This is a genomic window from Paenibacillus terrae HPL-003 (assembly GCF_000235585.1).
Taxonomy (GTDB): Bacteria; Bacillota; Bacilli; order Paenibacillales; family Paenibacillaceae; genus Paenibacillus; species Paenibacillus terrae_B.
The window spans coordinates 5,777,561-5,790,185 of record NC_016641.1 but is presented as its reverse complement, the minus strand read 5'-3'; the positions used below and the strand labels follow the sequence as shown (position 1 = coordinate 5,790,185).

Below are 12,625 nucleotides of genomic sequence, written 5' to 3'. Positions count from 1 at the left end.
AATTCCCGGCCCAAACCAATTCTTCCAGTGAACATAAGCTAGAATTGAAAGGAGGAATTACAACATGATCAGCAAAGCATTTGTATCTCAAACATATCCGCGCCTTACCGTCTTTAGTGAAGAAAATTTTCGGGGGGCCAGCAGAGTATATACGGGAAATTTAGGTATTCGCGATATGGATACCGTTCTCGATGGTATAGAGAGCCTGCGTTTCTTTTCTACAAGCAGTGATGCTACACTGGTACTCTTTACCGGCACGCGGTTTAGAGGTAATTTTCAAGTCTTTAGAGGCAATCGCCGCTTCGCCGACCTGGATGGTCTGATTCGTGGAAATGATGTAGAATCTCTTGTCTCTACCAATCAACGTTTGACGTTGCAGCAAATCCGTAATATCCGAAGTACCGGGAAACTTCCATCCGGCTATCGTTTGATCTAACGACCTCCCTTTCGACTTAAGGAACATTTTACAAGACTGTTTTAGGAACTTGCAAGTTTCGGGCTTCCGGGGCAGTCTTTCTATTTGTACACGCGACTTACATACTTGAATGATGGAGCCTCTGGCTTTTTGTTTTCGTTTGAATAACCTTGTTTTGTTGAAAACATTTTCAATTGGCTTGGTGGATTTGGAGCAAATAGATTCTACAGACCATAAGCGCAAGAATGAGGACGAAACCAATACAGCCTCTTGATAAAATGAGTTACATCCCATATCAGGAGGCTATATTTATGAACAAAATACAGCAATTTAAAGCACTTCATACATCAGAGGAACTTTTGTTTTTGGGGAATGCGTGGGACTTGTTATCTGCTTTGGCTTTGGAAAAGGCAGTCTTTCAGGCGATTGGAACGACGAGCTGGGGGATTGCGAATACGCTTGGATTTTCCGACGGGGAGCTTATTAATTTTGACCAGCATATAGGGGTTATTCGGACGATCACAGATCATGTCCAGATTCCGGTGTCGGCAGATATAGAGGCAGGGTATGGGGAGGACACGGCAACGATTGTCGAGCATGTTGTAAGGACAGCAGATGTGGGAGTCGCAGGGATTAATATTGGAGATTCATTAAAACAGCACTGGATGCTCATGGATTTAACGATTTTTTTATAAATGCGAGAACGGATACATATTTGCAAAAGGATACCCCGCTTTTGGAAACGATCGAACGAGCAAAAGCGTATGTGGAGAGTGGAGCGAGTGGAATTTTTGTTCCGGGGTTAAAGGTTGACGAAGAGATCAGAGAAGTGGTACATCAGGTACATGCTCCGCTTAATATTTTATCCTTGCCGAGTCTGACGAATGTCAGTAAGCTTCAGCAATTAGGAGTTAAACGGTTTAGCTTTGGTAATGCATTTTCGGACCATATCATGGTTGCTTTGCAAAAGAACGCTGAGCAGCTGATAGAGCTGCAAGATACTTCACATTTATATGCGTGAGGATGAGCTATAGAAAGGACAGAATATTCGATCATGGCTGAAATCAATCTTTCTTTTGAAGAAATGTGGGAGAAAATTATGGCGTGTGATCGTAAATATGACGGGTTGTTTTTTACCGCAGTGAAAACAACCCGAATATACTGCCGACCTTCCTGTCGATCCAAAAAGCCTAAAAAAATAAATGTTGAGTTTTATGATGATATTGACACAGTGGAAAAGGCGGGATTTCGGGCCTGTAAAAGATGTCAGCCTCATATTGATCATTCACCGTATATCAGGCTTGTCCAGACTGTGGTTACCTTTCTGGTCAATCACTATAAGGAAAGACTGGTATTGCAGGATATTGCGGATTATGCTGGAGTAAGCCCCTTTTATCTGGATCGAATCTTTAAACAGGAAACCTCAGAAACCCCGCGTACCTATCTGGAAAAAATAAGAGTAGATAAAGCAGCATATTTGCTTAAAAGCACGGATCATACCAATCTTGAGATTTGCTATGAGACGGGCTTTCAAAGCCCATCGAATTTTTATAAGGCATTTCGCTGTTTGAAACAGTGTTCCCCTAGTGAATACAGGAAGCTGAATAGGTGAATAGATGCTGTAGATCTAATAGACGCAGGAGGTAGTTATCCTTTTATGAGCAGGCTATATTTGTTGAATTATGCGTCCCCGATTGGAGAGATAGAAATATGGGGCACAGATGAAGCTGTCCGTTCTATCATGTTTTCTGATCGGAATACATCAACTACCAGGATGCTGGACGAGACTTCACACCCCGTTTTAGAGGCGTGCGCTAGTCAGTTTGATGAGTATTTTAAAGGTACGCGCTATAAGTTTACGTTTCCTTATGCTTTTGAAGGTACAGACTTTCAAAAAAGTGTATGGGATGCTTTGGTAAAAGTAGGCTACGGTGAAACGGCGACCTATAAAGACATTGCCCTTTCGATTGGAAATGAAAAAGCCATTAGAGCTGTAGGCAGCGCAAATGGGAAAAACAAGCTGAGTATCGTGATTCCATGCCACCGAATTATCGGTTCAAACCAGAAACTAACGGGTTATGCGGGGGGCTTATGGAGAAAGGAATGGTTGCTCCGGCATGAGAATCAATTCAAGGAGCTACATATGAATATTGAACAACAGCTAAAAAAGTAAGACCCAATATCCATAATTGTCATCAGATGGAATGGACTTCACCTAACCTTATGTTATGATTTACCAAAAAGAAAAATTCAAAAAGGGGAAATAAGGATGAAGTTCAGGAAGATTATACTTTTATTTATGTTTTCTACGATGCTCATGGGTTTGATTACTGTAGGAACAGAAAGAGCGCATGCAGACACGGATTCAGCATCAAGAAAGTGGAATGATCTCGTATTTATACTTGAGGATGGTAATGGTTCAAGGCGTGTTTTTCAATTTAATGGTGGTAATCCAATTCCATCGAATACCCCTGTTCGTCTATATCAAAATCTGATGGAGATTCCTTCTACGGATTATATCGTTGATTATGGCAACGCTGCAATCATCATTCCCGAAACAAAAAAAGCACCTGAGCCCGGGACAGAACTTCATATCGTAATTCCTATAAGTTCAGGCATGGAATGGACTCAAGGAAATATGGCCGGGGTAGCACTTGCGGAAGGGAATGGTGAGAATCGTACTTTTAAAATAACGATGAACCATACCATTAAGCAGGGGGCTAAAGTTAACTTAATCATTAACCAATCTGTTGGATATGAGACGAGTATTCCTGCTTCTAAATTGATGGTAGATTATGTGAATAAGACGGTAACGATTAAGGATAAAGCACAAGCCCCTTCTGATGGAGCGAAAATTTATTTTTATTATAATATATCTGATATCATCGAGACGACGCAGCCTGTAGAAGAGCCGAAGGTGGCTCAATCCACAGACGAACCTAAAGTAACTCCAACGGTTAGTGAGCCAGAGGCTACTCCATCTGTTGATGAGCCGAAAGTAACGCAGCCCGTTATCGAGTCTAAAGAAGATCAAGCTGTAGATGAATCACCGGAAATTCCTTTGTCTATCCCATCTGGAGAAAGCTTTCCGGGTACGTTTACGATCAATTCTTCGGGTACCTCATTTACAGTTCGTTTGAAGATGAAAAATATTCAGCCCACGTACACTTCCTACGTTATGGTAAAAAATTCGGAAGAGCAATTGGTTAAACGCATTCAGTTCGATCCGGAAACAACATTTAACTATTCTTTGAGTAACCTGAACTTGTCTACGGGCGGTTACTACTTTTATATTAAAATGATAGATCAGTCAGGCAATTCGGCAGCGTCTGTGCCCCAATTTATTCCTGTAAACAATAACAAATCTGGGCAGGTTTTGGTGTTTATTGATGGGAAGCTGCAACAATATGAGCAGCCTGCGACTTCGATTAGCGGAAGTATGCTGGTGCCGTTTCGTGCTGTTTTTGAGGCGCTTGGAGCGAAGGTGAAATGGGATGGTGCTACGAAGACCGTTACCGCGACCAAAGGGAATACAACGATCAAGTTAACCGTAGGCTCCAGAGATGCATATATCAATGGTAAATTAGTGCGTCTCAATGTGGCGCCGAGATTAATTAACGGCAAAGTGATGGTTCCTATTCGCTTTGTAAGTGAGGCCCTGGGAGCCAAGGTGAAGTGGAATATTGCCGCTCAGAGTGTTGTGATCTTTCTTGCCCCGCAACAGGTTTTAACTACAAATGAAAGTGAACAATTAATGGATGAAGACGAGGCCAACACGGAGCCACAATCGAATCCGGCCATACTGAACAATATATCCAGTACCATCACCAAATCTTCTGATATCGTATTCGTTATTGATGTTACGAGTAGTATGACAGGAACGCTGGATTATGTAAGACAGAAGGTTAAGGGCTTTGTTGATTCGATTCCATCAGGCTCCCAATTTGCCGTTGTTGCATTTCGGGACATTAATTTAACAGCAGATAAAGATTTGGAGTATTTTGATTTTACAGCGGATAAGAGCAAGTTAAAAGGAAATTTGAATACGTTACGTCCTTCTGCTGGCGGGGATTTGAAAGAATCCGGGCTGGAGGCCATTCAGTTGGCTGTAAGTAAATTTTCCAAAAGATCTAATCCCAAAACCATCATATTCATTACAGATGCACCTGTTCACGATAAAAATACAGCGTTGGGTAAAGCCCGTTTTTCAGTGGACGAAATAAACGAACAATTACAGAAAAATGGCGTTACTTTTAATGCGATAGTTCCTGCAAGCGGACTGGCCAATAAACAAATGAAAAAGCTCGTAGATAGTAACAAAGGAACCTTGTATGATATCAAGGATGCTAAGCTGAATTTAGCGAAGTAGGTTTATCCAAACAAAATAAAGCCGTATAAAGGGAGCCGATATCAGGCTCCCTTTTGCTATCATAGGCAATCTGTGATGTAAGAGTTCTAATTGGCTGAAAGCTCACTCTCCGTCACCCATTTATGATTAGTCACTTTTTCCCCTCCAGTGGTTGGAGTATATGAAACCGTATAAGCAGTAGTCGTATAAGCCCCAACAATCGTGGCTGTAGCACCGCTCATGCCTGCCATATGGTCAGCTCGGATGATCGCTTGGCTGCCAACTTTGAAAGCAGGATTTTCAGCTTCTTTTAGTCCGACAGGAAGCTCACTCGAAGTGGAATGGTTCATATCTGATGTGTCATGTTGTTGACAGTTATTAAAAAGTCATTGTAATATTTATAAACACATAAGAATACTCGGAATTTGATTGGACTGCAACATTTTAACTTAATAAAAAGCAGATGAGATTAAGGGGAGAAATCAAAATGAAGAAAAAATGCTACGTGCGCTGAATATTTTAAAAGAAGTGGGCTGGATTACGTTAAAGGATAATATTGACCCACTGCAAACATCGGTGAACGACATTACCTCTAATCCGCATCATTTGCAATTTGTGGCGACCGACCCTGCACAGGGCCCGCGCGCACTGGAGGATGTTGATTTTGCTGCTATTCAGGGGAACTTTGCCGTTTCGAATGGAATGAAGCTGACCTCGGCATTACAGCTTGAAAATATGACAGACCCGTTCACGAACGTGGTCGCTGTGGATAGCAAGAACAAGGACAAGCCATTCGTCAAAGACATCATTGAAGGTTATCATTCGGCTGAATTCCAAAAGTACATCCAATCGAATCCGGCTTATGAAGGCTATAAGATTTAACACATAATCTCTGCTCGCTTCCCAGGTGCTGCGGTCATGAAGATAAAAAATATCTTTTAGTGAATCTAACGGGTGTTGGCAAAAAAAGACTTATTTGGAATATAATAGATTCTTACTGCCCAATTATAGTAGTTGCGGAGATTGTAATTTTAACAAGATTCTGTCCAAATGAGGATATTGCTATACTTCATAAAATGCTCGAAGCCGTTCAGGATTGTGATGCTCAAAACGGAACGGGAACCATGATTTTAATGCAGTAGCAACTTGGCAAGGAGATGACGGATACTCGCAGAAAGCGCTGGACTATTTCTTCGGCACGTTTTTGTAGAGAAAAGAAATTGGCTCTTTGCCCATTTGGATACAAGGCAGCAACTGGATTGAAACCATGGATATGGTTAAAGAAAAGGCCCACGTATACTGCACATTCCCTTTTAGTCATCCGTCAATTCATCCATCCCCGGTATACGCTACTCTTGGGAACGTGACGTCTCCTCAAACAACAGACGTTCTTCTTCCCGACTATGAATGGCATTGACAACTAGGAGCGCGTGGAACTGCTGAAGAACCTCAGGCGTAAGCCCAACTTCACGGATCCCGGATTTGAGCTCTTTTACAATGATTCGGAGCAGATCATGATCACGTGTAAGTTTAACTACGGCTTCCTGCAGCTCCGGTTTATTCGCGACCTTTTCCTGATAGAATCCTTCCTCTTCTGCATCAGCATGGCTGAGAATGCGCGTTTCCCAATATTCGATCAAATGGTCGGCGGCCTGGAGCGCCACATTGAATTCTTTTGCTCTGAGCAATTCCTCTACTTCTCTCGTCTTATCTAGAGCGCCGGATAGCCCGCCTTGATGAATGGCATGATGAGCATGCAATTGACGTAAAGAAGGTCCTACCATAACAGTCCATCCTTTCTGTGTTCCCTTTTTTAGTACAGTATAGCATAGGGAAAAAGCGTCGTTTTCCCCGCTAGGCTGTTCCCCTATATGAAAAAGGGAACTCCCTGATTGGTTCAATTGAATAGAACACTTAGAATTAGAGTGGGTAAAAAATTTAATCTTGGGGGAATGGATGATGAATCGATTAACCGAAGCCATAAAGATAATACACATTGTGAAAAAAGGATCAAGATTTTGAAGGGGATTAGTAGATACATACCCAATCAGCATGGAGCTTGGGCCATGCTCATTCTTCCATTTTTATTCGGTTTAGCAGCTTCTCAAGGGGAATTCATTCATATACCTCTATTCGTGTGTTGGTTTTTTATCTATTTATTCAGTTTTCCTGTCCTTCAATGGATCAAAACAGGTAACCGTGAAAGATACCGTAAACCCGTTGTTGTATACGGAGCGATACTACTTCCCTTTTTAGTTTCACTGGTATGGGTAAAGCCTGGATTGATCTGGTATGGAGTTCTGCTGCTGTTCTTTTTTGTGGCTAATATGTACTATGCAAAAATGAAAAATGAACGTGCTTTGCTCAATGACATTGCTGCGATTATACTTTTTTGCTCTTTTATTTACCCTGTTATTCATATTGGTGAGGCGGGGGACTGGAGAATATCCACGGAGCTATTTTTGCTTTTGGTGGCTTACTTTACGGGAACTGCTCTTTATGTAAAAACGATCATCCGTGAAAGAAAAAATATACGCTACTATTATGCTTCTATCCTCTATCATCTGATCATTGTGCTGTTTGCTGCCTGGATAAAGGTATTTTTGGTTATTCCTTTTTTAATTTTATTATTACGAGCGATATGGCTTCCTAAATTCGAATTAAAGGCAAAACAAGTTGGCATGGTTGAAATTGGATTTTCATTGATGCTCTATGTATCTGTGTTGTTTTTATATTTCTAAAAAGGAGAGACATCAATGATATCTTTGGAAACACCGCGAGATTATCGCGAAAATCCGTTTATCGTCATTTGGGAGGTAACGCGAGCTTGTGCTTTAAAATGCCTCCATTGTAGAGCGGAAGCCCAGTACAAGCCTGACCCTCGTCAGTTGACATTAGAAGAGGGCAAGCGACTGATCGATCAAATCGCCGAAATGAATCATCCGTTGGTGGTTTTCACAGGTGGAGATCCGTTATCGCGTCCTGATTTATTTGAGTTGGCTCAATATGCCATTGAAGAGAAAAAGCTGTCGGTTTCCCTGACTCCCAGTGCCACCCCAAAAGTGACACGAGCAGCGGTCGAAAAAGCCAAGCAAGTTGGCTTATCACGGTGGGCTTTTAGTCTGGATGGTTCATGTGCAGATATTCACGATCATTTTCGGGGGACTGTGGGCTCTTACGCTACGACCATGCGCGGAATCGGCTATTTGAAGGAAATGAACATTCCTATTCAAGTGAACACGACGGTGTCCCGGTACAATCTTCACGATCTGGAGCAGATTGCAGAGAAGGTAAAGGAAATGCAGGCGGTGCTATGGAGCTTGTTTTTCCTTGTTCCAACCGGGCGTGGTATGGAGAAGGATATGATTACTCCTGATGAGCATGAAGCAGTAATGAAGTGGTTGTATCAAATACAACAACAGATGCCCTATGGTGTAAAGGCTACAGAAGCACCTCATTATCGAAGGGTTGTACTGCAGGAAAAGCTCAGAGCAGGTAAGAACGGTGCAACGTTCGAACAAAAAAGGGCAGATGTTTTAGGACGTGCCCCTAAAGGCGTAAATGATGGAGATGGATTTGTTTTTATCAGCCATATTGGCGAGGTGTATCCGAGTGGTTTCCTGCCCCTTGCATGCGGAAATGTACGAAAGGATAGTCTGGCACATATTTATCGGCACTCTCCGATCATGAACAATCTTAGAGATAAGTCGCTGCTTAAAGGAAAATGTGGAATCTGCGAATTCAATACAGTCTGCGGAGGCTCCAGAGCAAGGGCTTATGCAGTAACAGGAGATTATTTAGAGAGTGACCCCTATTGTGCGTATATGCCTTCTGGGGCTGAGGAAGGAAAATTGCTTTTATGAAAAAAAGTTCTAAAAAAGTCGTTATTCTCGGTGGAGGAATAAGTGGTTTAAGTGCTGCCTTTTATGTTCAGAAGTTGGCTGAGGAGAAGCAAATGGAGGTAGAGATTACACTGGTTGAGAAAAGCGACCGGCTAGGCGGAAAGCTGCACACCATTCGTCATCATGATTTTATGATCGAAAAAGGACCGGATGCTTTTCTGGCCAGAAAAACGGCTATGCTGGAGCTGACCATGGAATTGGGATTGGAAGCAGATCTGGTGCCGACAAACCCGAAGGCCAAATCTGCCTCTATTTTGCATAAGGGCAAGCTGCACACCATGCCGATGGGCTTTATTTTAGGCATTCCAACAAAGTTAACTCCCTTCATTCGGACGGGGTTGATCTCTCCACTGGGAAAAGCGCGCGCAGCCCTGGATTTAATCCTTCCCGCAAAGCAAGGTGATATGGACGAATCTCTGGGAGATTTTATCAAGCGGCGTCTTGGCAAAGAAGTTTTGGACCAGATTACAGAGCCTCTGCTATCTGGAATTTACGCAGGTGACACGTATTCTCTCAGCTTAATGTCAACCTTTCCTCAATTTAAGCAGATGGAGCAAAAGCATCGAAGTCTGATTATAGGCATGGCTAAAGGAGTGGGGCGAAAGACGGGTGTGTCTAACCAATTGCCGGAGATCGCCAAGAAAAGCATGTTTCTTTCCTATCGGCAAGGATTATCTACCATCGTGGAGCGGTTAAAGGAGAGGCTGCATACCGTACATTTTGAGATGGGACAGGGTGTGGCTGAAGTAAGAAAAGAGAACGGTTATCAGGTCATCCTGGATCATGGACAAGTCATAGATGCAGATGCGGTGATCTGCGCTGTTCCAGCCTTCGAGGCGGCTAAATTATTTTCCAGTATTACAAGTGTTAGCTTGCTCAATAAGATCAACTACGTTTCGGTAGCCAATATTGCGCTTGCTTATAAAAATACAGAGCTTAATCTTTCCTTTGAGGGAACTGGATTTTTGGTGCCGCGCAAGGAAGGTAAAAGGATTACAGCATGTACGTGGTCCTCGACAAAGTGGAGCCATACCGCTCCTGAAGGATATACGCTGTTACGGGCATATATCGGACATGCAGGGGCACAGGAATGGATGCAGATGACGGATGATGAGCTTGTGGATACCGCGCGTAAAGATTTGAAGGATTTAATGGGCTTGAAAGCGGAGCCGGAATTCGTCGAAGTTAGTCGGTGTAATCAATCGATGCCACAATATCCGATTGGTCACAAAGAGCACATGGCAAAGGTAAGACATGATTTGTCACAGCATTTTCCAAATGTATTTCTATGTGGTGCCGGTTATGGAGGCGTTGGAATTCCAGATTGTGTCGCTCAAGGGAAGGATGCTGCTGAACAGCTGATCTCAGCTTTGTAATGATCAGGCTGTTTCCTGCTTTAGAAGAGGGAACTCCCTAATGGGTTCGGATTGAAAGGAGAGGTAGAGTTGAAATGAACAATACAATAACTTAAAGGCAAGGTAGGGGAGTAGAAAATGATCCAGTTAACGGAAGAAACATGGGTGGCTGATATTGTGAAAGAGGTTCCCAAAACGGGAGACTTATTTCGTAAACTGCGGATTGACTTTTGTTGCGGCGGGAAAATACCACTCCGGGAAGCGGCAGCCAACCGCGGGCTGAATGCTAGTGAACTGCTGGCGCAGGTGCATGAAGTGGTGGAAAGTCAGGCGCAACATAAGCAAATGCAACCTTCCTCACTCGAAACCAAAGAACTAATCGCCTATATTCAGGATACGTATCATACAAGGCTTCGCGAGGAACTATCGGCGCTCACGCCGTATGTAACCAAACTAACGCGAGTTCATGGCGAACGGTATCCGCATCTACAGCGAGTGAATGAGCTTTTTACCCTGCTTAAACAGGAGCTATCCGACCATATTCAGAATGAGGAAAACGTTGTGTTTCCGATGATTCAAGTGTTTTTACAGGAATCGACAGTGGAAGGAGCAAACGCGCTGAATCCGTATGTATCCAAGCTGCAAGACGAGCATCAGGCTGTGGTGGAGTTGCTGAAGGAGCTCCGCTTGATAACCAACGGCTTTGTGCCAGCACAGGAAGCCTGTGGCACACATCGACTCGTATTGAAGCGGCTAGAGGATCTGGAAGCAGATATTTTTAATCATATTCTTCTCGAGAACTGTACATTAATCGAACGTACGAGACAGGCACATCTCATAATAAAGTCCATCACATGATGATAGGCTAAGCTTAAGGAGTCGAGCAAAAATGAAAAAAATTATTAAACATAGCCAGGCTCTCTTTTTTGTTTTTTCCATTGTGCTATTACTTTCAGGATGTGGTACAGAGCAACAACCGGCTTCAAATGCTGGCAGCACGGTCCAGACCGAGTCTTCCAGTCAGGCATCTTCGAAAACGGCTCAAACTGTTGAGTTGACTGTATCGGCAGCTGCAAGCTTAACGGATGCACTCAAAGAAATCCAGACTTTGTATGAGTCAACCCATAAAGATGTCCAATTGAATTTCAACTTTGGTGGCTCTGGTGCGCTGGAAAAGCAGATTGAGCAAGGAGCACCATCAGACCTGTTTTTGTCCGCTTCGAAGAAAAACATGAAATCTCTCGTAGATCAGCAGCTAATAGAGGGCGATAAACAAAAAACATGGCTGACGAACGAATTGGTAGCGGTTATCCCTACAGATGGAACGATGAACATTGCGAGTGTAAATGATCTAACCAAGGAAGAAGTAAAGAAAGTGGCGATAGGCATTCCTGAAAGTGTCCCTGCAGGCAAATACGCACAGGAAGCGCTGACGAACGTGAAGCTATGGGACGTGTTACAGAGCAAGCTGGTTCAAGCGAAAGACGTTAGACAAGTGCTGCAATACGTGGAGACTGGCAACGCTGATGTCGGATTTGTCTATAAAACAGATGCGTTGACTTCGCAAAAGGCGAAAATTGCCTTTGAGGTGGACCCTAAAACCTATTCATCTGTTGAGTACCCGATCGGGATTATCAAAGCTTCAAAGCACACTCAAGAAGCCGAGGACTTCTATGCCTATCTTCAATCACAAGAATCTCTGAATATTATGACTAAGTATGGATTTACTATACCGAAGTGAGCATGCAGGCTATAGATTGGAATGAATATTGGCCTCCTATCCGATTATCGTTGCAGGTTGCGCTGTTATCCAGCGTTCTGGTGATCATATTAGGCTTGTTTGCGGCATGGTCAATGACGCGTTTAGGATTATTTAAAGGGAAAACGGTCGTTGAAACCGTGCTTATGCTGCCCTTGGTACTCCCACCGACCGTTGTTGGATTTTTACTGTTAATATTACTTGGACGAAAAAGTGGGTTCGGACGTTTGGTGGAGCAATGGTTTGGCGAGCCTATTATATTCTCGTGGTGGGCTGGGGTTGTGGCAGCGGTGGTAGTGGCTTTTCCTCTTGTCTATCGGACACTGAGGATGGGATTTTCATCAGTTGACCGGGACTTGGAAGATGTGGGACGTTCGATGGGGGCAAACGAATGGCAGGTTTTCCGATATGTCACCTTTCCTTTAATTTTCCCTTCTTTTAAAGCTGCCTTTATACTCGGTTTTGCCCGCGGTCTAGGTGAATTTGGTGCTACGCTGATGATTGCCGGAAATATTCCGGGTAAAACACAAACCATTCCGACAGCCATTTATGTTGCGGTGGATTCTGGTCATCTTCCTATGGCCTGGGCCTGGACATGCTCTATCATACTCATTTCCTTTATCATGCTCCTGTTAACGGGGCAAAAAAACAATTAACCACTTCAAAAAAAGCTTCCCTCTACTAAAGGGAAGCTTTTTTGTATCTTTCCATAGAACGAGGGATTTCCTGTAGCGCTATAGGACATTCCCTAATGGGAACGGACATGGATGAATTACATAATGGGAGTAACCGAATGAAATCCTCTCTTGAATTGCTTTGGAGTTTTTCATTCTGAAAAGGAGCGTT

12 protein-coding genes and 2 pseudogenes are annotated in these 12,625 nt (G+C 43.3%); 12 read left to right on the top strand and 2 right to left on the bottom strand.

The genetic code is table 11. From position 1 onward, the window contains the following. The first annotated feature begins 64 nt into the window (after window positions 1-64). The 5 genes and pseudogenes from HPL003_RS25710 to HPL003_RS25690 all read left to right on the top strand — a co-directional run bounded on the left by HPL003_RS25710 (window position 65) and on the right by HPL003_RS25690 (window position 4,784). Window positions 65-436: a hypothetical protein gene (locus HPL003_RS25710; RefSeq protein WP_014282728.1), complete on the top strand. Its 372-nt coding sequence runs from the start codon at window positions 65-67 to the stop codon at window positions 434-436. A gap of 290 nt (window positions 437-726) precedes the next feature. Next, window positions 727-1,436, top strand: a pseudogene (locus HPL003_RS25705) (isocitrate lyase/PEP mutase family protein). 33 nt (window positions 1,437-1,469) lie between these two features. After that, window positions 1,470-2,027, top strand: coding sequence for a bifunctional transcriptional activator/DNA repair enzyme AdaA (locus HPL003_RS25700; RefSeq protein ID WP_014282727.1), 558 nt, complete (start codon window positions 1,470-1,472; stop codon window positions 2,025-2,027). A 45-nt stretch (window positions 2,028-2,072) separates the two neighbouring features. Then, entirely contained in the window at window positions 2,073-2,588 is a 516-nt protein-coding gene (locus HPL003_RS25695) for a methylated-DNA--[protein]-cysteine S-methyltransferase (RefSeq protein WP_014282726.1), read from the top strand. Between the two features lie 96 nt (window positions 2,589-2,684). Next, window positions 2,685-4,784 (top strand): stalk domain-containing protein, encoded by a 2,100-nt coding sequence (locus HPL003_RS25690; RefSeq protein WP_014282725.1) that lies wholly within the window; start codon window positions 2,685-2,687, stop codon window positions 4,782-4,784. 98 nt (window positions 4,785-4,882) lie between these two features. On the opposite strand, the pseudogene HPL003_RS25685 reads toward HPL003_RS25690, so the two are convergent. After that, a pseudogene (locus HPL003_RS25685) lies at window positions 4,883-5,113 on the bottom strand (YdhK family protein); the annotation flags it as partial. Between the two features lie 148 nt (window positions 5,114-5,261). Between HPL003_RS25685 and HPL003_RS25680 the strand changes: the two are divergent. Continuing rightward, window positions 5,262-5,645, top strand: coding sequence for a MetQ/NlpA family ABC transporter substrate-binding protein (locus HPL003_RS25680; protein WP_014282723.1), 384 nt, complete (start codon window positions 5,262-5,264; stop codon window positions 5,643-5,645). A 467-nt stretch (window positions 5,646-6,112) separates the two neighbouring features. On the opposite strand, the gene HPL003_RS25675 is transcribed toward HPL003_RS25680, so the two are convergent. Next, entirely contained in the window at window positions 6,113-6,547 is a 435-nt protein-coding gene (locus HPL003_RS25675; RefSeq protein ID WP_014282722.1) for a hypothetical protein, read from the bottom strand. Between the two features lie 168 nt (window positions 6,548-6,715). Here HPL003_RS25675 and HPL003_RS25670 point away from each other — a divergent pair, with 168 nt between their 5' ends. The 6 genes from HPL003_RS25670 (at window position 6,716) to modB (ending at window position 12,435) form a co-directional block, all read left to right on the top strand. Next, on the top strand, window positions 6,716-7,504 hold the full coding sequence (locus HPL003_RS25670) for a YwiC-like family protein (protein WP_014282721.1): 789 nt from the start codon (window positions 6,716-6,718) through the stop codon (window positions 7,502-7,504). 15 nt (window positions 7,505-7,519) lie between these two features. Further along, window positions 7,520-8,626, top strand: a complete 1,107-nt coding sequence (locus HPL003_RS25665; protein WP_014282720.1) for a TIGR04053 family radical SAM/SPASM domain-containing protein — start codon at window positions 7,520-7,522, stop codon at window positions 8,624-8,626. After that, a complete protein-coding gene (gene hemY / locus HPL003_RS25660; protein WP_014282719.1) occupies window positions 8,623-10,041 on the top strand; it encodes a protoporphyrinogen oxidase in 1,419 nt (472 codons plus the stop codon). Before HPL003_RS25665 ends, hemY begins: the two co-directional genes overlap by 4 nt. 117 nt (window positions 10,042-10,158) lie before the next feature. Beyond that, window positions 10,159-10,878 (top strand): iron-sulfur cluster repair di-iron protein, encoded by a 720-nt coding sequence (gene ric, locus HPL003_RS25655; protein WP_014282718.1) that lies wholly within the window; start codon window positions 10,159-10,161, stop codon window positions 10,876-10,878. A gap of 31 nt (window positions 10,879-10,909) precedes the next feature. Beyond that, on the top strand, window positions 10,910-11,761 hold the full coding sequence (gene modA / locus HPL003_RS25650; protein WP_014282717.1) for a molybdate ABC transporter substrate-binding protein: 852 nt from the start codon (window positions 10,910-10,912) through the stop codon (window positions 11,759-11,761). Beyond that, window positions 11,758-12,435 (top strand): molybdate ABC transporter permease subunit, encoded by a 678-nt coding sequence (gene modB / locus HPL003_RS25645; RefSeq protein ID WP_014282716.1) that lies wholly within the window; start codon window positions 11,758-11,760, stop codon window positions 12,433-12,435. The genes modA and modB overlap by 4 nt, the downstream gene beginning before the upstream one ends. Window positions 12,436-12,625: the final 190 nt, after the last annotated feature.